The sequence below is a fragment of the Brochothrix sp. genome, from assembly GCF_017549435.1.
Classification (GTDB): domain Bacteria; phylum Bacillota; class Bacilli; order Lactobacillales; family Listeriaceae; genus Brochothrix; species Brochothrix thermosphacta.
The window spans coordinates 12,375-36,411 of sequence record NZ_JAFYUW010000102.1 but is presented as its reverse complement, the minus strand read 5'-3'; the positions used below and the strand labels follow the sequence as shown (position 1 = coordinate 36,411).

General features: G+C 37.2%; 20 protein-coding genes and 1 other annotated feature. Of the genes, 3 read left to right on the top strand and 17 right to left on the bottom strand.

From position 1 onward, the window contains the following. Positions 1-764, bottom strand: a 764-nt coding sequence (locus IKV95_RS06750) for a cytochrome ubiquinol oxidase subunit I (protein ID WP_287451550.1), incomplete at its 3' end; no start/stop codon positions are given. 388 nt (positions 765-1,152) lie between these two features. Between IKV95_RS06750 and guaC the strand changes: the two genes are divergently transcribed. After that, positions 1,153-2,127: a GMP reductase gene (guaC, locus tag IKV95_RS06745; RefSeq protein WP_029091311.1), complete on the top strand. Its 975-nt coding sequence runs from the start codon at positions 1,153-1,155 to the stop codon at positions 2,125-2,127. 38 nt (positions 2,128-2,165) lie between these two features. On the opposite strand, the gene tadA is transcribed toward guaC, so the two are convergent. Next, entirely contained in the window at positions 2,166-2,666 is a 501-nt protein-coding gene (gene tadA, locus IKV95_RS06740) for a tRNA adenosine(34) deaminase TadA (RefSeq protein ID WP_069119794.1), read from the bottom strand. Between the two features lie 135 nt (positions 2,667-2,801). Here tadA and IKV95_RS06735 point away from each other — a divergent pair, with 135 nt between their 5' ends. Next, the gene (locus IKV95_RS06735) at positions 2,802-4,367 is read left to right on the top strand and encodes an acetate--CoA ligase (protein ID WP_069119792.1); all 1,566 of its coding nucleotides are present in this window, start codon (positions 2,802-2,804) and stop codon (positions 4,365-4,367) included. 333 nt (positions 4,368-4,700) lie between these two features. On the opposite strand, the gene IKV95_RS06730 is transcribed toward IKV95_RS06735, so the two are convergent. From IKV95_RS06730 to IKV95_RS06660, 15 genes are all read right to left on the bottom strand, one after another. After that, entirely contained in the window at positions 4,701-5,339 is a 639-nt protein-coding gene (locus IKV95_RS06730; protein ID WP_029091314.1) for a histidine phosphatase family protein, read from the bottom strand. 18 nt (positions 5,340-5,357) lie between these two features. Next, complete coding sequence (serS, locus tag IKV95_RS06725; RefSeq protein ID WP_029091315.1) at positions 5,358-6,632, bottom strand: serine--tRNA ligase; 1,275 nt, start codon at positions 6,630-6,632, stop codon at positions 5,358-5,360. Between the two features lie 62 nt (positions 6,633-6,694). Next, positions 6,695-6,925 (bottom strand) — a binding site (T-box leader). Between the two features lie 72 nt (positions 6,926-6,997). Next, complete coding sequence (locus IKV95_RS06720) at positions 6,998-8,344, bottom strand: D-alanyl-D-alanine carboxypeptidase family protein (protein ID WP_069135084.1); 1,347 nt, start codon at positions 8,342-8,344, stop codon at positions 6,998-7,000. A gap of 130 nt (positions 8,345-8,474) precedes the next feature. Further along, positions 8,475-10,112 carry a CocE/NonD family hydrolase gene (locus IKV95_RS06715; protein WP_069135080.1) on the bottom strand — a complete coding sequence of 546 codons (1,638 nt, stop codon included), beginning with the start codon at positions 10,110-10,112 and terminating at the stop codon, positions 8,475-8,477. Positions 10,113-10,259: 147 nt separating this feature from the next. Next, positions 10,260-11,735 (bottom strand): IMP dehydrogenase, encoded by a 1,476-nt coding sequence (guaB, locus tag IKV95_RS06710; RefSeq protein ID WP_069125018.1) that lies wholly within the window; start codon positions 11,733-11,735, stop codon positions 10,260-10,262. 96 nt (positions 11,736-11,831) lie between these two features. Beyond that, a complete protein-coding gene (locus IKV95_RS06705; RefSeq protein WP_029091319.1) occupies positions 11,832-12,080 on the bottom strand; it encodes a hypothetical protein in 249 nt (82 codons plus the stop codon). Between the two features lie 68 nt (positions 12,081-12,148). After that, on the bottom strand, positions 12,149-12,469 hold the full coding sequence (gene qoxD / locus IKV95_RS06700; RefSeq protein ID WP_029091320.1) for a cytochrome aa3 quinol oxidase subunit IV: 321 nt from the start codon (positions 12,467-12,469) through the stop codon (positions 12,149-12,151). A gap of 20 nt (positions 12,470-12,489) precedes the next feature. Next, positions 12,490-13,104, bottom strand: a complete 615-nt coding sequence (qoxC, locus tag IKV95_RS06695; RefSeq protein ID WP_029091321.1) for a cytochrome aa3 quinol oxidase subunit III — start codon at positions 13,102-13,104, stop codon at positions 12,490-12,492. Continuing rightward, the gene (gene qoxB, locus IKV95_RS06690) at positions 13,104-15,095 is read right to left on the bottom strand and encodes a cytochrome aa3 quinol oxidase subunit I (RefSeq protein WP_069125017.1); all 1,992 of its coding nucleotides are present in this window, start codon (positions 15,093-15,095) and stop codon (positions 13,104-13,106) included. Before qoxB ends, qoxC begins: the two co-directional genes overlap by 1 nt. Before the next feature lie 55 nt (positions 15,096-15,150). Then, entirely contained in the window at positions 15,151-16,161 is a 1,011-nt protein-coding gene (gene qoxA, locus IKV95_RS06685; protein ID WP_051457488.1) for a cytochrome aa3 quinol oxidase subunit II, read from the bottom strand. Positions 16,162-16,544: 383 nt separating this feature from the next. Next, positions 16,545-19,088: a DNA gyrase subunit A gene (gene gyrA / locus IKV95_RS06680; RefSeq protein WP_029091322.1), complete on the bottom strand. Its 2,544-nt coding sequence runs from the start codon at positions 19,086-19,088 to the stop codon at positions 16,545-16,547. Between the two features lie 35 nt (positions 19,089-19,123). Beyond that, the gene (gene gyrB, locus IKV95_RS06675; RefSeq protein ID WP_029091323.1) at positions 19,124-21,064 is read right to left on the bottom strand and encodes a DNA topoisomerase (ATP-hydrolyzing) subunit B; all 1,941 of its coding nucleotides are present in this window, start codon (positions 21,062-21,064) and stop codon (positions 19,124-19,126) included. Continuing rightward, positions 21,054-22,205, bottom strand: coding sequence for a DNA replication/repair protein RecF (gene recF / locus IKV95_RS06670; RefSeq protein ID WP_069125013.1), 1,152 nt, complete (start codon positions 22,203-22,205; stop codon positions 21,054-21,056). The genes gyrB and recF overlap by 11 nt, the downstream gene beginning before the upstream one ends. An 11-nt stretch (positions 22,206-22,216) precedes the next feature. Beyond that, positions 22,217-22,435, bottom strand: coding sequence for a S4 domain-containing protein YaaA (gene yaaA / locus IKV95_RS06665; protein WP_029091325.1), 219 nt, complete (start codon positions 22,433-22,435; stop codon positions 22,217-22,219). A gap of 202 nt (positions 22,436-22,637) precedes the next feature. Then, the gene (locus tag IKV95_RS06660) at positions 22,638-23,081 is read right to left on the bottom strand and encodes a helix-turn-helix domain-containing protein (protein ID WP_119904578.1); all 444 of its coding nucleotides are present in this window, start codon (positions 23,079-23,081) and stop codon (positions 22,638-22,640) included. A 297-nt stretch (positions 23,082-23,378) separates the two neighbouring features. On the opposite strand from IKV95_RS06660, the gene IKV95_RS06655 reads away from it, so the two are divergent. Next, a complete protein-coding gene (locus IKV95_RS06655; protein WP_069119766.1) occupies positions 23,379-23,936 on the top strand; it encodes a hypothetical protein in 558 nt (185 codons plus the stop codon). Positions 23,937-24,037 lie beyond the last annotated feature (101 nt).

Below are 24,037 nucleotides of genomic sequence, written 5' to 3'. Positions count from 1 at the left end.
CCTTCAGCTGCAGCCATTTTCATTGGTTGTGTTTTTACAAGGTGCTGACCTTGCCAATGCCCACTAAATGCAACACCAAGTGCTCCTACCAATGCAACAATCAAAGCAATACGTAATGATGGTTTATAGAATTCCATGTGTCGTTTTTTCGCCATTTGGAAACCACTGACACCTGCGATAAAGAAAGCACCTGTACAAAGCGCACCGAAAATAACGTGTGGAAATTCCACCATCAATTGCGGATTTGTTAATAACGCGGCAAAATCATTCATTTCTGCACGACCATTAACCATTTGGAAACCTACAGGTTCTTGCATGAACGAGTTGGCTGCTAAAATCCAGAAAGCTGATAAAATAGTTCCAAGTGCCACTAACCAAATACTCATCAAATGAACTTTAGGTGATAAACGATCACGTCCAAAGATCCAAATACCAATAAATGTTGATTCCATAAAGAATGCTAAGAGTGCTTCAATTGCTAAAGGCGCACCAAAAACATCCCCTACAAAACGAGAGTAATCAGACCAGTTCATCCCAAACTGGAACTCTTGTATAATACCGGTAACAACACCCACAGCAAAATTGAGCAAGAATAAATGCCCCCAGAATATCGCCATTTTACGATAGACTGGTTTTTTCTTAAATACGTGTAATGTTTCCATCAATGCAACCATGAATACAAGACCAATACTTAATGGAACAAATAGAAAGTGAAAGATTGTAGTTGATGCAAATTGAAAACGTGCTAATAGTAACTGATCCATTTTTTCTCCTCCGAACCTATTAAATTTCATATATAAATACATACTAAAATGCCATACCTCAACAATAGAACATATCACTTCATTTAGGATAAGACTTTAGACCTATATTTGTGAACGAATTGCATCTAAATAACATCTATTTCTTGTCTAACCGACACAATTTACTTAATAACTGTGCAAAACATCAAAAAAATGTTTTTTTTAGCTAAAATATGACTTGTTGAGGCCTTTTTATAATTCCCTTTTCCAACTATTAATAACCGGTAATTTATGATTGATTATTCATAAATTTCTATCTTTGACAATTATCTCAAAATAGTGTAAATTACTAAAGGACGAACAATTATTATTACGGATTAAATTTCATTCGTATTTAGGAGTGTATATTATGGACAACGTATTTGATTATGAAGATATTCAGCTAATACCCGCAAAATGCATCGTAGATAGCCGCGCAGAGTGTGATACATCTGTTACTTTAGGAAAACACACATTTAAACTACCGGTTGTCCCTGCAAATATGCAAACAATCATTGATGAAACAATCGCCGAAAAATTAGCTAAAGACGGTTACTTCTATATAATGCATCGTTTTGAACCGCAAAAACGCGCAGACTTCATTGCTCAAATGCATGAAAAATCACTTATAGCATCAATCAGCATTGGTGTAAAAGAAGAAGAATACCCATTTGTCGAAGAGCTTGCAGCTCAAAATCTCGTACCAGAGTACATCACAATCGATATTGCCCACGGCCACTCAAACGCTGTTATCAATATGATTAAACATCTAAAAAAACATTTACCTGATAGTTTTGTTATTGCTGGAAACGTCGGAACACCTGAAGCTGTTCGTGAACTAGAAAATGCAGGAGCTGATGCAACAAAAGTTGGTATTGGACCAGGTAAAGTTTGTATTACTAAGATTAAAACTGGTTTCGGAACTGGTGGTTGGCAATTAGCAGCATTACGCTGGTGTGCCAAAGCTGCTTCTAAACCAATTATTGCCGATGGTGGTATCCGTACAAACGGTGATATCGCTAAATCTGTTCGCTTCGGTGCATCGATGGTAATGATCGGTTCTTTATTTGCTGGTCATGAAGAATCACCAGGTACAACGATTGAAATCGCAGGTAAGTTCTATAAAGAATACTTCGGATCCGCTTCTGAATTCCAAAAAGGTGAAAAGAAAAACGTTGAAGGTAAAAAAATGCATGTTGAAAATAAAGGGAGTCTAAATGATACCCTTGTTGAGATGCAACAAGATTTACAATCAGCAATTTCTTACTCTGGTGGGAAAAAATTAGATGCTATCCGTAACGTCGATTATGTCGTTGTAAAAAATTCAATCTTCAACGGTGATTAAATTAAACCAATAAAAAAACTCCAGAAATGGAGTTTTTTTTATTCTTTTTCAGCAGCTAAGCGACGTAACCGTTTTGCTTCTTTTTGTCGTGCTCTGATCCCTCTAAAGAAGTTCGTTAATATTTGACCACATTCTTCTTCCAACACGCCTGACTCCACCTCACATTGATGATTAAAACGTTCATCCGTTAGTAGGTTCATTAAAGTTCCTGCAACACCTGCTTTTTCATCAGCTGCACCATAATAAACTTTACGCATACGCGAAAGAATTAAAGCACCACTGCACATTGGACAAGGTTCTAATGTGACATAAATATCGCATTCTTCCAAGCGCCATGAGCCAATCTCACGGCACGCCATTTGAATAGCCAAAATTTCAGCATGACTCGTTGCTTCTTGACTCGTTTCACGCAAGTTATGTCCACGTCCAACAACTTTATCTTCAAAAACAACAATAGCACCAATAGGCACCTCTCCGATTGCTTCTGCTTTTTTTGCTTCTTCCAATGCCATCTGCATATACTCTTCTTTTGTCGTCATAATTAACTCCTTTTTACGTCTCTGTTCTAATTTATCATATATTACTTAAAATTTCTCGAGATTCAACTGTTGACTCAATTGTCAGAAAATGATAACCTGTCATTAGTATCAGGTACTAAGAGGGAGTGTTAAAAAATGGAATTAAATGATTTACTTGCACCTGACAATTACAATATTGTCGATGACATTGAAAAATACAACTCAGATAAAACAGCGCTTATTTTGGAGAAAGACAATGGCGATGTCACAAAAATCAGCTATCGTTCATTGCTCAATAAAGCGAATCAACTTGCAAACGCTTTGGTTAAAAAAGGCGTAAAAAAAGGTGATGGGTTTCTCGTAATGATGCATCGTTCAATTGAAACGTATATCGCTTATATCGCTCTTTGGAAAGTTGGCGCTGTTATTAGCCCAGGTTCAGAAATGTTAAAAGCAAAAGATTTGAAGTTACGTTTTGAACTCGCTGACATTAAAGGTGTCATTTCTCATCATGATTACCACGAGGAAGTGTCCAAAGCAGCTGCCGATTGTCCTGAGTTAACGCTCAAAATAAGTGTGGGTGAAAAACTTACTAACTGGGAAAATTTCGACTTACTAAGTGCGAATGAAAATAGTAACTTTACTAATATTGTTACCAAAAGTAACGATCCTGCATTGATTGGTTTCACTTCAGGAACCACTGGCAATCCCAAAGGTGTTGTTCATGTTCACGGCTGGGGTTTTGCCCATCTACGTACTGCTTCTGAACGCTGGTTAGACATACGTGAGTCCGATATCGTTTGGGCGACTGCTGGTCCAGGTTGGCAAAAATGGATTTGGACACCCTTTTTATCTGTTTTAGGACGCGGAGCAACTGGTTTCCTTTACGAAGGTCGCTTCAACGCTGAAAAACAATTATTTCTTTTAGAAAAGCATCATATTAACGTGTTATGCTGTACACCAACAGAATACCGCTTAATTGCAAAAGTTGAGCAACTCTCACGCTTCACACTACCTGATTTACGCAGCACTGTTTCAGCAGGTGAACCACTCAACCGTGAGGTCATCAAAATATTTAACGATCAATTTGGGCTCAAAGTTCGTGATGGTTATGGACAAACAGAAAGCACATTGATTATCGGAACACTTAAAGATGCAGAAATTCGTCCAGGTTCAATGGGGCAACCTCTCCTACCAGAATTCACACACGTTATTGACGATAATGGACAACGTGTAAAACCAGGTGAAGTTGGTGATATTGCTATTTTACGCAGTTATCCCGCCTTATTTAAGACCTATCACAAAGAACCTGAACGTTTAGCTAAAGCTATCCGCGGCGACTATTTCGTAACCGGTGACCGCGCCACTTATGATGACGATAATTATTTTTGGTTCCAAGGTCGTAACGATGATATCATCGTTAGCTCGGGTTATACAATTGGACCCTTTGAGGTCGAAGACGCTTTAACCAAACATCCTGCTGTAAAAGAAGTTGGTGTTGTTGCAAGCCCACATGAATTACGCGGCGCTGTCGTCAAAGCATTCATTGTATTAACAGAAAACTATACCGCTTCAGATGAGCTAGTTAAGGAATTACAAGACTTCACTAAAAAGATTACCGCACCCTACAAGTATCCGCGTAAAATTAGTTTTGTAGATGAACTCCCTAAGACAAACTCTGGTAAAATCATGCGCGTCGTTTTAAGAGAACAAGAACATTAAAAGTAAAAACAAACGGTCAGCTACAAAAAAATTGGAGAAAATAAAAGTTTGATTCTTTTTATCAAAATGTTATTTTTGAAATTTTGCTGTAGTTGTTTGGCTTTTTTACTGGAAAATATTAAAAGTAAAATATGCTGGTCAGAACTGTAGGGATTGGAAAAGCACGATGAAATTCTATAACGTCTGGTTATCAATTTTTCAACTGAGCATTTGCTATTTCACCCAAAAAAAGCATCGTAATGACATTTATATCATGTCATTACGATGCTTTTAGCTTTTAGCTTTTAAATAAAGTAATCTAAAACTAAGCCATTACACTAACTCACTTAATTTTTAGTCCAACCCTAATCCTTCAAGGTGGTCTATCTTATTCACTTCACGAACAGTGTATGTATCATCTTTATAATCAACAATGCTTATGCTCGTATTAAGGATATTTTCACTCTTATCACGGTGTTCACGCCAATCGCCACCACCTAGTACATACATCAACTGACGTAATACCATACCATGGCTAACAATCAGAACATTTCCTTCAACATCCGTCTCTTCAATACGTTTTAATACTCGCATTGTACGGTCTAACATTTGTTGATAGGTTTCACCACCACTTACTTGCGCACGATACTTCGCGGGTGTGTCACGCATCGTATGGAATTCTTCGTACTCTTTAGCTGCTGTTGATGACATTCCATCCCAAATACCGAAGTACATTTCACGTAGATCAGGTTTCGCATAACGGGGTACATCTGAATGGTTCGCTAAAATATAATCAGCGGTTTGTTGTGTGCGACCGCTTGTACTAGTAAAGCAAGCGTTAAAATCAACATCTTTTAACACATCTCCTACTGCCTTAGCACCATCAATTCCAACTTGAATGAGCGGTGAATCTCCCCATCCTTGCATTAAACCTTGTTCATTCCACTCAGTTTTACCATGACGGATAAAATAATACGTTATTTGTTTCGACAAAATTTATTCGACTCCTTCTCACTTGATTGTTTTAAGACCACGCATATAAGGTTGTAAGGCTGTTGGTACTGTAATTGTACCGTCCTCTTCTTGATAGTTTTCCATAATTGCAGCGACTGTTCGGCCAACTGCTAAACCAGAACCGTTGATTGTATGCACATATTCTACTTTACCATTCACTTCACGACGGAAGCGAATATTCGCACGGCGTGATTGGAACGTTTCGAAGTTTGAGCATGAAGAAATCTCACGGTAAACATTTTGGCTTGGAATCCAAACTTCAATATCATATTTCTTAGCTGCTGTAAAACCTAAGTCTGCAGTACACATGCTCAAGACTTGATACGGTAACTCTAAACGCTTAAGGATATCCTCTGCATCTTGTGTTAATGTTTCTAACTCCGCATAAGAGTCTTCTGGCTTAGCAAACTTAACCATTTCAACTTTATTGAATTGATGTTGACGGATAAGACCTCGCGTATCACGACCTGCAGAACCTGCCTCTGAACGGAATGACGCACTGTAAGCTACATATTTGATGGGTAGTTCATCCGCTTTAAGAATCTCATCACGGTGATAGTTTGTCACAGGAACTTCAGCTGTCGGCACTAAGAAAGTGTCGTTATCCTCAATTAAGAACGCATCTTCTTCAAACTTAGGAAGTTGACCTGTTCCCGTCATACTTGTACGGTTTACCATGTACGGTGGTAACATCTCTTCATACCCATGCTCACTTGCATGAATGTCCATAAAGAAGTTAATTAACGCACGCTCTAATTGTGCACCCGCTTTTTTATAGAATACAAAACGGCTACCTGTTACTTTACCCGCACGCTCAAAATCAAGAATATCTAAATCTGTTCCTAAATCCCAATGTGGTTTTGGCTCGAAGTTAAACTCGCGTGGTGTACCACCTGTACGGATAACAATATTGTCATCTTCTGTTTCACCAATCGGTGTAGACTCATGTGGAATATTCGGAATAGATAACATTAATTGGTTTAATTTAGTATTAACTTCCACCAATTGTTCATCCAAAGCTTTAATCGCTTCACCTGTTGTTTGCATTGCAGCGATTTCAGCGTCAGCATTTTCTTTCGCACGCTTTTTCTTAGCAATTTCACCCGATACACGGTTTCGTTCACTCTTCAATTCCTCTGCTTTAATGATTAACTCACGACGCAAAGTATCATACTCTGGAAATTTTTCGAGGTCACCTAAATTTTCACCACGATGTGCCAATTTGGCTTTTACACCTTCAAAATCCGTTCTTAAAACCTTGATATCTAACATTTTGTAAAACCTCCTAAATAAATTTGTGTATAAAAAAACTCGTCCTACCTCTTGTCATAACAAGAAGGGACGAGTATCTATCGCGGTGCCACCCTAATTGGAAAACAAAACGATTGCTTTGTTTTCCCACTTAATTTGTTTAACGGCTTATCACCGGAACAATTTAATAGAGCACGCTCATTCCACTGTTCACTCAAAGATGGATTCATAAAGGGTTATTCATCAGTTCACACCAACCACTGACTCTCTTTGCAACAACAACCTCTATTACTATTTCTTATCATCGTTTTATCTATTAACTTACAACCATTCTACAATACTTTCATAAAAATAGAAAGGTTCATTAGTAACTTGATAACAAAGACCTACTTAAACCAACCTTTAGCTCCATCAACAACGTAGTTTTTAGCAACATTTAATCCGTCTTTAGTCACTCGCCAGCTACGAAGGAAAAAACCGGCTTTTTCAATATCATGATCTGTGATGACATCAATTGTTACACCCTCAGAATTATCGAGGTAACCATAGTTAAACGGATCATTCGCTGCAACAACTGCTTTGCCTACAACAGTACCTTTTGCAACTGGCGCAACAAGCTCACCGTTGCTATTTGTTTTATCTTCTTTTAAAGTCATTTTGGCAGCTGTCTCAACTTTAGCGTTTTTAGGAACAACAAATTTCGGTTCTTTTTGAGTAGTCAATGTTTCAGTCAACTTATCGCCTTTATAAACGTTAACTTTAAATTGGTTACCAAGCCCTTTACTAATCAAATCATAATTGTTAAAGCCATAGTTCATCATTTTAGCCGTTTCAACAAAACGAATACCACTATGTTCGTCTTTAGGATTTTTCTTATCTTTTGCATTCATAATAACTGTAATTAAACGCATACCATTCTTCTCAGCAGTTCCGGCGAACGTCATGCCTGCATGATCAGTGGTCCCCGTTTTCAAACCATCCACAGGTAAGTTCTTATCAGAATTTATCAGACCTGGTAACATCCAGTTCCAGTTTTCCATTTTAATTTCATCAGAAGTCCCCGCTTGGAAACTTTTTTCTTCTACTTTAGCAAAATCTAAAATTTCAGGATAATCAAGGATTAATGCACGTGATAATTTTGCAACACCACGAGCTGTTAATTCATTTTCACCTTTATCTTTTTGAGTTGTTTTCCCACGAATATCTTCGTAACTTAAACCTGTTGAGTTCACAAAATTATGAGGACCCAATTCAAGTTTTTCAGCTAACTTATCCATCATATTAATGTATTTATTTTCATCACCATTGGCTAATTTTTCAGCAATTGCAATCGTTGCACCATTTGCTGAATAGATAGACATTGCTTCTGTTAATTCACGAACTGAATAGGTTTTATCTTGTCGTAAAGGTACATTAGAAAGTGTATTATCCTGAGAAACATTATAGGCTGATTTTGAAATTGGTAATTGATCATCCCATTTAATTTTCCCTTCTTTAATAGCTTCCATCAATAAATATTCGGTAACCATCTTAGTCATTGAAGCAATTCCTAATTGTTTATCGCCATTTTTATTGTATAACACTTTTCCAGTTGAGGCTTCAATCATAAAGGCCGCATTTGCCTGAATATCAAGTGGTGCTTTTGTTTTTGACGCTGCTTGCGCAGGCAAAATGAATGATGTTGTTGCAACTACTGTAACTAACATAAACGTAATGATTTTTTTAAAGTACATCGTAATCAAGGGCCTCCAGTATCTTATATTTTCCTATTTTATTCGCACACTTAAGTTGTGCAATTACTAGGCTATTTTATCACATTCCAACCCTTAATAGTAGTGATATGACGACTATTACAGCCTGTTATCAAAAAGTAACAATCGGTAAAATTACCTGGGAAATGTTGTTGCCACCCACATAAACTGTTTGTTTGCTTACCACTGTTTCTGTTGAATCGAAAAATGAACCGCCCGTTCCTGGATTAACATCGAAGCGTGGGAAGTTACTAGAAGCTATATCCAACCTTAAACGATGACCTTCTAAAAAGACATTACTCGTTCCCCACAATTCAATTTCAACGGTGAATCTTTCATTTTTATTAACGTGTTTTATTCTCACAATATCATCTGTTAAATTATAAGCTGTACCATCAGGATATACGTCACTCAATTTAGCTGTAAAATCAACAGAGGTAGCATCTGTACTTACTTCCAATAAAACACGCACATTCCCCGTCACATTCAAAGGCTCTTTTAAAGCTTCTGTTTCAAAAGATAACGTATCTTTTAATGAAGTAATTGGCAATTGCTCTTTCGGACCCTCAACTTCCAACCCATGCATGAATGTTACACCCCCACGTGTCCTGACAGGGCTTTTAGGGTCGTGTTCATAACTTAGTGAACTTTCTGATGCAGAACGCTCTAACACGAGCTCACGACGATTTAAATAATAGCGTTTTTCTTTAGTGTTCGCTGGAGGCCAGGTCGTTGCAGAATGCCATTCATTTGTCCCCATTGTAAAATAGCGTACGGGGGTTGAATCAATCAACGGTAGACCTTTTAATTGGTGATTAAACCATTCAAGGTGCCAACGATAGAGTTCTGCTCGTGCTTGCTCTCCATAATAAAGTTCACCACTACGTGCACTAAAATCACCATGCACCCAAGGGCCAATAATTAACTGATCTCCCAACCCTTTTTGCTGACCATTTTTAAAGTTTTCAAGCGTCCCTTTTAAAAAGCAGTCATACCAACCAGCGATGTGCAAACCAGGCGTTTTGACCTTCTCATACTGATTTTTAACAGTAATTTTATCCCAAAATGGATCTGTTAATGGCTTGCGGTACATATCAAACAAGTAAAAATCAGGAAATAGACTGGTAATAGGTTGCCACTGTTCGTAAGGATAACTATCGTAAGTGTAGGGAATATTCGTAATGTTATTTTGTAAGATTAATCTTTTTGTTGCCAATTCTTTAGGATCTGTATAGGTTCTTTCCAATAGGTTGGCTGCGATACTTTCTAAACTCCATGTTTGCCACATTGATAGTTCAGTTGCACCATTATGGTCTTGACTGACCTCCGTAAAGCTATTTTGACTCATCGTGGGAGCAATTGCAGTTAAATGTGGCGGTTGCGTCATCGCAGCTAGCATCTGTGTGTACCCAAAGTAAGATAAGCCTAGCATGCCTACTTTACCGTCACTATAAGGCAATGTTGCTGCCCATTCAACAGTATCGTAACCATCAGTTTGTTCCGCGATATAAGGGCCTTCAAACACACCTTCAGATGCGTATCGACCACGTACATCTTGTAAAATAACGATATAACCTTGGCTCGCTAAGACGTGTGGTCTCATAAAATCAAATGAATAGGTCTTATTATAAGGTAGGCGACTCAATAAAACCGGGTAACGTTTATTATCATCAGGTCGATAAATATCAGCTGCCAATTTTACACCATCACGCATCGTTGCCATTACATCCGTCTCAATTATCAATTTCATTATTTGTCCCCCTTAATCATTTTAAAACAGTCATTTTTAATGATAGTTTTTTATCCTCTAATTCAAAAAAACAACTGTTGACGGTGTCACTTAGATACCTTACGGAATTTTAAGTTCACACTGTTCAAACAGTTGTTTTAGTTTTAACTAGCTTTGGATACTATAGTTTGGAGCCTCTTTTGTAATTTGAATATCATGCGGATGAGACTCACGCAAGCCAGCACCTGTCATTTTGATAAATTGAGCATTTTCAATTAAATCATAGATACTATCAGAACCCGTATAACCCATACCTGAACGTAAACCACCGATTAATTGGAAGATAACATCAGATAATGAACCTTTGTAAGCCATACGACCTTCAATACCTTCAGGTACTAATTTTTTAGCATCTGTATTAGATTGGAAGTAACGATCTTTCGAACCATTTTCCATTGCTGCTAATGAACCCATACCACGGTATGTTTTAAAGCGGCGACCTTGATATATTTCTGTATCACCTGGTGATTCATCAGTACCTGCAAGCATACTACCTAACATTACTGCATTCCCACCAGCTGCGATTGCTTTTACGATATCGCCTGAATATTTAATACCACCATCAGCGATAATTGTTTTACCATATTCACGAGCAACAGAAGCACAATCATTAATCGCTGTAATTTGAGGAACACCCACACCTGCAACAACACGTGTTGTACAAATAGAACCAGGACCAATACCAACTTTGACAACATCAACACCAAGGTCAAATAAGTCACGAGCAGCAGCTGCTGTCGCTACGTTACCAGCAATAATGTTTGTGTCAGGGAATGCAGCGCGCATTTCCTCGAATTTTTTCATTACGCCAACAGAATGACCATGTGCTGTATCGATGATTAAAGCATCAACACCTGCTTTTACAAGCTGTGTGGCACGTTGGAAAGTATCATTAGAAACACCAACAGCTGCGGCAACAAGTAAACGACCCAGCGTATCTTTGGCTGCATTTGGAAATTCGATAACTTTTTCAATATCTTTAATTGTAATTAAACCTTTCAAAACACCTTTATTATCAACAAGTGGTAATTTTTCAATACGGTGTTTTTGAAGAATTTGTTCAGCTTCTTGTAGTGTTGTTCCTACTTTTGCTGTTACAAGATTTTCTTTAGTCATAACATCATTGATTAAGATTGAATAATCTTGGATGAAACGCATATCACGATTTGTGATAATACCAACAAGAATACGATCTTCACGATTGTTAACAATCGGCACGCCTGAAATGCGGTATTTACTCATCAAGTGTTCTGCATCAAAAACTTGATTGTCTGGAGTTAAATAAAATGGGTCAATGATAACGCCACTTTCAGAACGTTTAACTTTTTCAACTTCTTCGGCTTGTTGTTCAATCGACATGTTCTTATGAATAACACCTAACCCGCCTTGACGTGCCATTGCAATCGCCATTTTAGCTTCTGTTACAGTATCCATTGCTGAACTGATAATTGGAATGTTCAATTTAAGAGTCGGTGTTAAAGCAACACTTAAATCAACATCATTTGGTAATACGTTCGATTTAGCCGGAACTAACAAAACATCGTCGAATGTTAGACCTTCCTTAACAAATTTATTTTCCCACACCGCGCATCCATCCCCTTTATTTTTAATATTAATTACGAGATTAACAGTAAAACAAGCACTTGTCAACAACCTGAGACTAGTATTCAAATAGTCAGATTATTTCAACAATAAGCCGTTGATCGCTACTAAACTCACGTCAGCTATAACCATCACGATCTTTTGCCACTTTGGCTTTGTTTTGCCAGTTACTCTTGGATATAGGTACCATAAACACATAACACAGAGTGTTCCGATAATTACCAAAGCTGTTCCTGCCACAACTGAGACTGAATGTCTTAAAAACCAACCTACGAAAAAGACAATGACCAACTCTAAAATTATCAAGAGTGTTCGCTTAAAGGGCATATAGTTAACCTCCCATCTTTTGATAAAAAAATGCTGACTCTCTATTGCAGAGAGTCAGCGAGTAATACTTACATAAGGTGGTTCGCGTGAGCCATTTCCATAACCCAGTATGAGCCAATTACAATAATAACAGCGATAACTGCCGCAAAGAGGAAGTTCCCCAATTGCGTGTGATCCGCATCTTCTTCATTCACATGCATGAACATGAACAGTTGGATACCTGCTTGTACAAATGCCATGATGAAGATAAACACAAGGATAATATTAACGCTTAAACCAGAATAAGCGGCAACAGCGGCTAACAAAGTTAAAACGATTGATAAAACAAACCCAATAACGTGTTTCCAGGGAAACCCACTATGTGATTTTGCTGAAGTTTTTTCTGCCATAATATTCCTTACCTCCTTTTCTATTGCATAAGTCCGAATAAGTAAACACCTGTATAAATAAAGATCCAGATAACATCTAAGAAGTGCCAATAAAGACTTGAAACAAAGAATTTAGAAGCAAGTTTAGGTGTCATTCCACCACGCATTTTAAATTGGATTAATAACCCGATAATCCAGAAAATACCTAAAGAAACGTGGGCACCGTGAGTTCCTAGTAAGACAAAGAACGATGACCAATATGATCCAACACTTAATGTTACGCCTTCGCCAACATAGTGTGCAAACTCATAGATTTCAAAACCAACAAAGCCAATACCTAATACTAGCGTAATGATTTGGTAGGTCATAAATTGACCCCATTTTTGATCACGCATGGCATGCAATGCAAGACCACATGTGAAACTACTTGCAAGAAGCAAGAAAGTCATAATTAATACTAGGGGCAGTTCAAACATATCCGCTGGATGGAAGCCGGCATCAGAACCACCAGCTTTCATTACGAAATAAGTAGCAAATAGCGTAGAGAAAAGCGCTACCTCAGCACCTAAGAAAATCCAAAAGCCAATGATATTTAAACGACCTTGATGATCTTGGTACTCCAAAGGTTTATTGACATCAGTTTGATGTGCTGACATTATGCTTCACCCCCCTTATCTGCTGCTTGATCTGCTTTGATTTTATTTTCAATTGCAGCAATTTCTTCAACTGATACATAATAACCATCATCCGATGTGAATGAACGGTAAATCATACAAGCGAAGATACCGATTAAACCAACAATTCCTAACCAATACCAGTAGAATACAAGTCCAGCTGCACCGATAAACATACAGAATGAAATCGCGATACCAAAATATGTATTACTTGGCATATGAATTGGTTTATAGTCTTTTTCAGTGTATTGACGCACTTTATTTTTCTCTTTTTGTGCATAGAAATCATCATGATCATTCCATTCAGGTTCAACCGCAAAGTTGTAGAATGGTGGCATCGCTGACGTTGTTGCCCATTCAAGCGTACGTCCTTGTCCCCAAGCATCTCCGCTAACTTCACGTTTTGAATAACGGAAGCTGTAGTAGATGTTGTAAGCCAAGATAAGGAAACCAATCGCCATTAATAATGCTCCTATAGAAGAAACAAAGTTCAATGTTGTCCAGCCATCAGCTGCACTGTATGTGTAAATACGACGAGGCATACCGTTTAATCCCAAGAAGTATTGAGGGAAGAAGCAGACATTAAACCCAATCATGAAGAACCAGAAGAACCAACGTCCAATACGTTCATTTAATTTATGCCCAAACATTAATGGGTACCAATAAATGAAACCAGCAAAACAAGCAAATACTGTCGCTGCTATTAGAACATAATGGAAATGCGAAACAAGGAAGTACGTATTATGATATTGATAATCCGCAGCTGCCATTGCAAGCATAACTCCTGTTACCCCACCAATAACAAAGTTAGGGATAAAGGCAATTGCCCATATCATTGGTGTTGTAAACGAAATTCGACCTTTGTACATCGTAAAGAGCCAGTTGAATATCTTAACCCCTGTTGGGATGGATATCAACATTGTTGTAATTGAGAAGAATGAGTTAACTGCCGCGCCATTACCCATAGTAAAGAAATGGTGAACCCATACTAAGAAACTTAAAAATGAAATCGCTAAGATTGAACCAACCATTGCGTTGTAACCAAACAAACGCTTTTTAGAGAAGGTTGCAATAATTTCTGAGAAGATACCAAATGCAGGAATCGCAACGATATACACCTCAGGGTGACCCCATACCCAGAATAAGTTAGCCCACATCATTGGCATACCACCCTGTGCAAGTGTGAAGAATGCTGAACCGAATAAACGGTCAAATGTAAGTAACGCTAAAGCAATTGTTAATACTGGGAAAGCTAGAATAATGATTAAACTTGTAATTAAAGTTGTCCAAGTAAACATTGGCATGTTTAATAATGTCATACCTTTTGTACGCATACGCATTATAGTAACAATAAAGTTAATACCTGTCATTAACGTACCCACACCAGATAACTGTATACCGAGTAAGTAGAAGTTGATACCATACCCTGCATTAAATGGTGTTGTGGCAAGTGTCGCATAGTTTGTCCAACCAGCATCTGGTGAACCACCGACAACAAATGAAATATTGAATAGCATTGCGCCTAAGAAGAACGCCCAGAAACTTAAGTTGTTTAATACTGGGAAAGCGACATCGCGCGCCCCAATTTGTAATGGCATTACAAGGTTCATTAAACCAAGTAAGAAAGGCATTGCCATAAAGATGATCATAATAACACCGTGTGTCGAGAATACCTCGTTATAATGCTGTGCATCTAAAAATTTCATACCTGGCAAAGCCAATTGGGTACGAATCATTAATGCATCAACGCCTCCACGGAATAACATGATAATTGCAGAAATCATATACATTACACCGATGCGTTTATGATCTACTGTTGAAATCCATTCACTGAACAACCATTTCCATTTTTTGAAGTATGTTAAGCCTGCTACTATCGCAATACTAGCAAAAACAATGGAAATTTGTGCTCCCAGTATAAGTGGGTCACCAGTAATGATGTACTCACTTAATACAGATAAAATGTCCGCCATTTGTTTTGAACCTCCTCTGAATTGTTAAAAATTATCTCGCTCTCAAACATCCTTTTTATTGCGATGTTTTAGCAGTTGTTGGTCCATGTTTCATCTTACCATCTTCTGTGTATCGAGCATTTGTAATTGTTTTACTACGTGCTGGTAGTAAAGGTTTGTCTGAAAGTTCTTGTTTTTGGTTCGGGTTGTGCGGATTCAATGGGATATAGTTATATCTCTTCCATGCATAGAAAACATATTCCGGATCCGTTACATGATTAGCAAAACCTAAATGTGTTCCACTAAAAGTTTGTACTTCTTCGTGACCAGGAATTAACATTTTATCGTATTTATCCTGAGTTAGTTTAGGCGCTTTTTGAGATTTTTTAATCCATGCATTAAAGTCAGCATCAGATTGAGCGACAACGTCAAACTTTTGACCTTCAAATCCACGGCCGTTAAAGTTAGCATTTCGTCCTTTATAAGTACCTTCATGATCGGCTTGTAAGAACAAGTCCATTTGCATGCCAGTCATCGCATATTTTTGACCACCTAATTGAGGTACCCAGAAAGATGTCATTGTGTCAGCCGCTACCAATTTAAACTCAACAGGACGGTTAACAGGAATGTTTACATAGTTAACTGTTTCAATATCGCTATCTTCATAGCTAAAGAACCATTTCCAGTCAGCTGATGTTGCATGAATAACAAGCGGCTTTTGATCTTTAGTTACACTAGGTGCCTTTTCTAAAGAATAAATTGCTTTAACGGTTGGAACTGTTAAGGCAATGACGATTAAGACCGGAATAACCGTCCAAATAACTTCTAATTTTAAACTTCCGTGCATATTCGGTTCGTAGTTTGATAAGTTCGTACGTTCGCGATACTTAACGAGCATAACGGCAAGTAAAATCATTATGACTACTACAATCACAAGCATGAAAATAATTGAGTACATGATTAGTCCACTTTGTGTTTTTGCAACAGGTCCTTTTGGATCCAAAACTGCTATGTTACTACATCCGCTTACTAATGCTGCAATACTTAATATACCTGTTAATAAGAGCAGTTTAAAACGCTTTGCCAATATAATCCCCCACTTTCTCATATTTTAGATAGAAACTTCTAATTCGCCCTATCTTTTATAAATGCTTTTATCTGAAATAAATTAACAAAAAGTTTTAATTTTAGACAAAAGACTACCAACACTAATATAACCCTAATAGGGTATTTTTTCAATCAATTTTTATCATCAATATCCTTGGCAAGTCTTTGTCATCAATGAATTTAATCGAAATTGTTTTTTTTCAAAAACAAAAAAATTGTAACGTTACGGTGCAGACACAATTTCGACCAATTTATAACAACCCTATTTCCTAACAATCATGTTCATATTTTAGACACAATTACAAAAAATAATAAAAGCCATTTCAACAATAGATGTCGAAACAGCTTTTATTTATTCATTACTTATTCTTCAGTTTTAGGTTCATCAGTGTTCGTTTCTTCAGTAACTGCTTCATCTACCACTGCTGTTTCAGTAACTTCACCTTCGACAGCAATAGCATCTTCAACTACTTCATCTTCTTCTTTTTCAGTCGGTGCAATCGTTGCAACTTTATCGTTATCATCTAAACGAATCAAGCGCACACCCATTGTTGATCGACTTGTTTCAGAAATCGAATCCACTGACATACGAATAAGGATACCTTCAACCGTCATAATCATCAAGTCTTCTTCGCCATGAACGGTAATCATGTTTGTAAGCGGACCATTTTTATCTGTAATGCTTACTGTTTTAACACCTTTACCACCACGTCCTTGGACAGAATATTGTGCAATCGGTGTTTGTTTACCGTAACCATTCTCAGTAACGATTAAAACTTTATCTTCTGGTTTAACAACTTCCATCCCGACAACGTAATCCTCTTCATTTAAGCGGATACCACGAACTCCGGCAGCTGTACGTCCCATAATTCGGACATCCTCTTCACTAAAGTGAATACTTTGACCTAAGTGTGTTGCCATAATAACATGGTTTGCACCATTGGTAATTTGCACACGAATCAATTCATCGTTTTCACGTAAATCGATGGCACGTAAGCCGCTTGTACGGATGTTTGCAAACTGTGTTAACTGTGTTCGTTTAACAACACCTTGCTTCGTTGCAAAGAAAATAAAGTGATCTTCTGGTACATCTTTAATCGAAATCATTGCACTGATTTCTTCATCTTTTTCAATGCCCAATAAGTTCACAACCGGTAAGCCTTTCGCTGTTCTACTAAACTCAGGAATTTCGTAACCTTTTGCTCGGTATACTTTACCTGTGTTTGTGAAGAATAGGATGGTATCATGAGTCGATGTTGCAAGTAATTGCTCTACAAAATCACCCTCATGAATTGCCATTCCTTGAACACCACGACCCCCACGATTTTGCGCACGATAAGTTGATGCTGGCAAACGTTTAATGTAGTTGTTCTTAGTAATCGTGATGACAATATCTTCTTGCTCAATTAAATCCTCATCTTCAACAGATAAAATATCTCCGACGGTGATTTCAGTACGGCGGATATCGTTAAAGCGTTCTTTAATCTCTAACAACTCTTCACGGATAACTTGTAAAAGATTTTCCTTGCTTGAAAGTGTGCCTTCTAACTCGGACATCAACGCAACTAGATTTTGGTATTCTTCTTCAATTTTATCGCGTTCTAATCCGGTTAAACGGCGTAAACGCATGTCTAGAATCGCTTGGGATTGTTTATCACTCAATTTGAATTGAGTCATCAAACCTTCTTTGGCAATCGTATCTGAAGATGATGCTCGAATTAATTTAATAATTGCATCGATATTATCTAAAGCAATACGTAATCCTTCAAGAATATGTGCACGTGCTTGTGCTCGACGTAAATCAAACTCTACACGACGTCTAACGATAACTTCTTGATGTTTTAAGTAGTGATATAACATTTCTTTTAGATTTAATACTTTTGGCTGGTTGTTGACCAACGCTAACATATTAATACCAAACGTTGTTTGTAAGGCCGTCATCTTGTAAAGGTTATTAAGGATGACACTCGCACTTGCATCGCGACGTACTTCAATTACAATACGCATACCTGTACGATCTGATTCATCGTTTAAATCACTGATACCGACAATACGTTTTTCACGCGCTAATTCAGCAATACGCTCAATTAAACGTGCTTTATTTACTTGATAAGGTAATTCCGTTACGATAATTGTCTCTTTACCATTTGGCTTAGTTTCAATTTCGACTTTAGAACGCATTGTAATGCTACCTTTACCAGTTTCATACGCACGACGAATACCACTTGCACCCATAATGTAACCTGCTGTTGGAAAATCAGGTCCTTTAACATGCTCCATTAATTCAGGGATAGTGATATCCCAGTTATGACTGAGTGCTAAAACGCCATCAATTACTTCACCCAATTGATGTGGCGGGATGTTTGTTGCCATACCTACAGCAATACCTGACGAACCGTTAACAAGCAAGTTTGGAAAACGTGCGGGTAAAATCGCAGGTTCTTTTTCACTGCCATCAAAGTTTTCAACATAATCAATCGTGTCTTTGTTAATGTCACGTAATAATTCATTAGAAATTTTAGATAAACGTGCTTCTGTATAACGCATTGCCGCTGCAGAATCACCATCGACAGAACCAAAGTTACCATGACCATCTACCAACATGTAACGATAACTAAAGTCTTGCGCCATACGTACCATTGTTTCATAAACAGCAGAGTCACCGTGTGGGTGATACTTACCGATTACTTCACCAACAATACGTGCAGACTTTTTATAAGCCTTGTCGCTTGTCATACCTAAGTCATTCATCGCATAAAGAATACGACGGTGAACCGGTTTCAAACCATCACGAACATCTGGTAAGGCACGTGCTACAATAACGCTCATTGCATAATCTAAAAAGGCTGTTTTCATTTGTTTACTTAAATTAACTTCTTCCACTCTTTGCTCTGGTGTATCCGACATGAATCAGAACCTCCTATTTCCCGGGTAATAGATGCTTAAATATCAAGGTTATCAACGTACTCTGCATTTTCTTCGATAAATTGACGACGAGGATCTACGCGATCTCCCATTAACATCTCAAATGTTTCATCTGCTTCAATTGCATCCGCTAACTTCACTTGCAACAAGACACGATGTTCAGGATCCATTGTTGTTTCCCATAGTTGCTCGGCATTCATCTCTCCTAAACCTTTATAGCGTTGTAAGCCATATTTAGTGTTTTCAGGGAGAGTTGCTAAGAACGTTTCTAATTCCTTATCACTGTATACATAATGTTCTTTACGACCATAAGCAATCTTATACAGCGGTGGTTGTGCGATATAAACATAACCAGCTTCGATGAGTGGGCGCATATAACGATAAAATAGCGTTAATAATAACGTTCTAATATGTGCACCATCTACATCAGCATCCGTCATAATAACCAATTTATGATAACGTGATTTTGCGACATCAAACTCGCCACCAAAACCAGTTCCCATTGCTGTAAATATTGTACGAATTTCTTCGTTGGCTAAGATGCGATCTAAACTTGCTTTCTCAACGTTAAGAATTTTCCCACGAATAGGTAGAATAGCTTGGAACATACGATCACGACCTTGTTTAGCAGAACCACCAGCCGAGTCACCCTCGACGATAAAAAGTTCACTCAAATCAGGTTTACGTGATGAACAATCCGCTAATTTACCTGGCAAGCTTGATATTTCTAAACCGCTCTTCTTACGAGCAACTTCACGCGCACGTTTTGCTGCGATTCTTGCACGAGAAGCGATAATTCCTTTTTCAACAATTTTGCGACCTACATCTGGATTTTCCATGAGGAATTTTTCAAATGCGGCTGAGAACAAACGATCTGTAATATTACGTGTTTCAGAGTTCCCCAGTTTTGTTTTAGTTTGTCCTTCAAACTGTGGATCAGGGTGTTTAATTGAAATAATTGCTGTCAATCCTTCACGGATATCGTCACCCGTTAAGTTTGGTTCAGCCTCTTTTAATAATTTTTGCTTACGTGAGTAGTCGTTAACAACACGTGTCAGTGCAATTTTAAAACCTGACTCATGTGTACCCCCTTCATACGTATGAATATTATTCGCGTACGACATAATATTGCTAGCAAATCCACCATTATATTGCATAGCTACTTCGACAGTTATACCGTCTTTTTCGCCTTCTGTATAAATGGGTTCTTCATGTAACAATTCTTTTTTCCCATTAAGGAACTCAACGTAAGATTTAATACCACCTTCATAGTAATATTTCTTCTTAGCCGGTTTTTCCTCACGTTTATCTTCAATAATCAGAGTTAAACCTTTATTTAAGAAAGCAAGTTCTCGTGTACGAACTGCTAATGTATCAAAGTCAAAGTCAGTTGTTTCAGTGAAAATTTCATCATCAGGATAAAAGTGGACTTTTGTTCCACGACCTTCAGTTTCACCAATGATTGACATGTCTTCCATTACTTTCCCACGTTCAAATGATTGGTAATACAACTGGCCATCTCGAGAAACAGTAACTTCTAATTTTGTTGACAAAGCATTAACAACAGAAGCCCCAACACCGTGTAAACCACCAGAAACTTTATATCCACCACCACCGAATTTACCTCCGGCATGTAAGACTGTAAAGATAACTTCTACTGCTGGTCGACCCGTCTTTTCTTGGATCCCAACAGGGATTCCACGACCATTATCGACAACTGTAATACTGTTATCTGGTTCAATTGTAATATGTATTTCATCACAATAACCTGCCAGTGCTTCATCAATTGCATTATCGACGATTTCCCAAACTAAATGGTGAAGTCCACGTGCACTTGTTGATCCAATATACATACCTGGACGTTTACGAACAGCTTCTAATCCTTCTAATACTTGAATCTGACTTGCATCGTAATCCCCACCATTATTATCGATATCATTTAGATGTTTATCTGTCATCGTTATCCACCTCATCCATTTTTTTAATGGTTCCTTCTTCTACATAAAAGCAAGTAGCATCCGCCAAAGTTTGGTGATGAATGCCTTCTACTCCTGTTGCTGTAACAAAAGTTTGTACCTTACCCTGTATTGCGTTTAGCAAATGTGTTTGACGATGCTCATCAAGTTCACTTAATACATCATCTAATAACAAAAGCGGGTATTCATTTGTTTCTTGAAAAATCAAATCTATTTCTGCTAATTTAACAGCTAATGCAGTTGTACGCTGTTGACCTTGAGAGCCAAAAACTTGGACATTACGCTCGTTTACAATAAAAGTTAAATCGTCGCGATGTGGTCCTATTAAAGATACACCACGGTCGATTTCACGTTGACGCTTGCTTTGCAAATCAGTGATTAACTGTGCACGCACTTCATCAAGTTCTTTATCTTTTGCGACCTCCTCAAGTAATTTTACTGAGGATTCATAATGTATCTCTAACGTTTCTTTTTGTCGTGAGATTTCCGAATGAATAGGGATTGCGTACTCCGATAGTTGCACTACAAAATCGCGACGTCTCAGTGTAATTTTAGCTGCTAATTCACTGTATTGTTCATCCAAGACATCAAGCATTGTTGTGTCTGTCGTTTTGCGTGTCTGTAATCTTTTGAGATAATGATTGCGTTGTTGTAATATTCGCTGGAATTGCGTTAAATCGTATAGATAGATTGGTAACATCTGACCGAGTTCCATATCGATAAAACGACGTCGAACGCTTGGTGAGCCTTTTACTAATGAAAGATCTTCTGGTGCAAACATAACAACGTTTAAATGACCGATATAATTGCTTAATCGCTTTTGCTCCAGATGATTCACTTTTGCTTTTTTCCCTTTATTAGTAACGATAAGACTCATTGGTACAGACTGTCCGCGCTTACGGACTCTACCTTCTATTTTAGCATACTCCGCTTGCCATTGTATTAAATCTTTATCTGTTGTCGTACGGTGAGATTTAGCCATTGCCAAAGTATAAATCGCTTCGAGCACATTGGTTTTCCCTTGCGCATTTTGCCCTAGAAATAAAGTGACATCTTGACCAAATTCCAGTTCGGCATGATCATAATTTCGAAAATGATCAATACTCATCGTTTCTAGAAACATAATTGCCCCTCTCAGTCAGCTTGAAAAATTTGGTATTCTCCGAAGCCAATAACCTCTATTTTATCATTAGGATAAAGCTTACGACCACGACGGTTGTCAGGTTCGCCATTCACATTGATTTCATGCTCGCTTAAAAACCATTTGGCCATACCACCTGAAGAAATGATGTCAGTAATTTTCAGCATTTGGCCTAGTGTAATATATTCTGTATTGATATTTACTTTTTCCAATTTATCTCACCTCGAGTTTAGTAATTCATACTTCTATTTTACTAGATTTCATAGGCGATTACAAATAAACGTCAAAAAAAACAGCAATATGCTGTTTTTATGACTGTATATAGAGATATACACGATAGTTTAAAAATTTGTTACAAGGAAAATAAGGGGCAAATTAACTTAATTTCACATTTCAGTACTTTTTACGTTCAATTTAGAAGGTACTGTAATTTATTACAGCAAGAACAATTGGAACAGCTTGCCATATCAAACTAATTGTACCGATTATTTTAGCTATTCTATAATATTCAACTCTTTTCTTAGTACAAAGCAAAAGAATGCCAAATACAATACCGATAATGGGTAATAAAAATGCTAGTACCGAAAAAATAATCAGCTTTATTAATTCTGAAGAACGATATGAATTCAATTCAGTTTTCATGGATTTAACCACGTTATTTTCATCTTTAAGTAAATCATCTAAAGAAATATTATAGAGCTGACTAAGAGTTACTAAGGTCGTTAGGTCTGGATAATTTTTATTGTTTTCCCAATTGGAAACAGATTGTCTTGTGACGTTTAATTTTTGAGAGACTTCCTCTTGTGTAATGTCATTTTGTTCCCGTAACATTTTTAACTTCTCACCAAAGTTATTCATAGTCACACTCCTTTATCTGTTAATATCGTCTGCTATTTCAAACTACATAGCAAGAAAGAATTGTTTGCTACCGGTTTGCTTACGCCTTTTAAAGCGAAAAATTTGTATTTCCGAGGAAATATCTATTAAAAATACTAATTTTATTTTATAACTTTTAAAAGGTTATTACCTTTTATCTCTGCAGTGCAACACCAATGCCATTATGTAAAGTAGTATTGCTACTATTTGGTGCGTTACTTTTTATTTAATACATGTATATTTAAATTATAAAATAAACAAAGATGGGATTGATACTAAATGCGTCGTTTATTAATTATACTATGCTCTGTAATAATCGTTATCGGGGTAGCAACTATTATTTTTCAGACTGTCAATAAAGACGAAGCTAAGAAAGATGCTAATGAAATTACCATCAAAACAGTTAAAGACAGCTCGTTTGAATTTTTATTCGATGATCTTACCACTTATAAATTAAGTAAACCATTAGATCTTGAAGTTTATACTATTAGCTATCAAAATGGTGTTAAACAAGAAGCAGATACTCATACCTTTTCAGGTGTAACAGACAGTCTCTTTATAGGGACTCTTTCTGAAGAGAACAAAGAATATTTTAGATATGGTATTAGCGCTAAAGAATACATCTCTTTAAGCGATATCACCTTAGCTAACCAAGTCTATAAAAATAAAAGCAGTATTTTTGCAGGGAAAGAAACATTAAAAAAAGGTGAAAACTTATTAGGAACAATTGCATTTTCCAATAAAATACACAATACATTCACTTTTGATGAAAACAATATTGATTCTGAAGTAAAAAAATATGAACGCGTATTTCTTATTTACCTAAAAATAAAGTGATTTTTAAATTTGGGGGAAATAACATTTTTTAGTCAAATTAACTAGTAAAAAATGAAGTTGTCTTTGTTATAATAAAGATAACTTCATTTTTTATTTTAAGG

Coding starts and splice junctions, on each gene's coding strand:
- tadA (WP_069119794.1), bottom strand. CDS start 2,666: ATGACGACAAAAGAAGAGTATATGCAGATGGCATTGGAAGAAGCAAAA.
- IKV95_RS06655 (WP_069119766.1), top strand. CDS start 23,379: ATGCGTCGTTTATTAATTATACTATGCTCTGTAATAATCGTTATCGGG.
- qoxC (WP_029091321.1), bottom strand. CDS start 13,104: ATGTCAGCACATCAAACTGATGTCAATAAACCTTTGGAGTACCAAGAT.
- IKV95_RS06705 (WP_029091319.1), bottom strand. CDS start 12,080: ATGCCCTTTAAGCGAACACTCTTGATAATTTTAGAGTTGGTCATTGTC.
- qoxD (WP_029091320.1), bottom strand. CDS start 12,469: ATGGCAGAAAAAACTTCAGCAAAATCACATAGTGGGTTTCCCTGGAAA.
- serS (WP_029091315.1), bottom strand. CDS start 6,632: ATGTTAGATATCAAGGTTTTAAGAACGGATTTTGAAGGTGTAAAAGCC.
- IKV95_RS06660 (WP_119904578.1), bottom strand. CDS start 23,081: ATGAATAACTTTGGTGAGAAGTTAAAAATGTTACGGGAACAAAATGAC.
- gyrB (WP_029091323.1), bottom strand. CDS start 21,064: ATGACAGATAAACATCTAAATGATATCGATAATAATGGTGGGGATTAC.
- gyrA (WP_029091322.1), bottom strand. CDS start 19,088: ATGTCGGATACACCAGAGCAAAGAGTGGAAGAAGTTAATTTAAGTAAA.
- guaC (WP_029091311.1), top strand. CDS start 1,153: ATGGACAACGTATTTGATTATGAAGATATTCAGCTAATACCCGCAAAA.
- qoxB (WP_069125017.1), bottom strand. CDS start 15,095: ATGGCGGACATTTTATCTGTATTAAGTGAGTACATCATTACTGGTGAC.
- IKV95_RS06715 (WP_069135080.1), bottom strand. CDS start 10,112: ATGAAATTGATAATTGAGACGGATGTAATGGCAACGATGCGTGATGGT.
- IKV95_RS06735 (WP_069119792.1), top strand. CDS start 2,802: ATGGAATTAAATGATTTACTTGCACCTGACAATTACAATATTGTCGAT.
- IKV95_RS06720 (WP_069135084.1), bottom strand. CDS start 8,344: ATGTACTTTAAAAAAATCATTACGTTTATGTTAGTTACAGTAGTTGCA.
- recF (WP_069125013.1), bottom strand. CDS start 22,205: ATGTTTCTAGAAACGATGAGTATTGATCATTTTCGAAATTATGATCAT.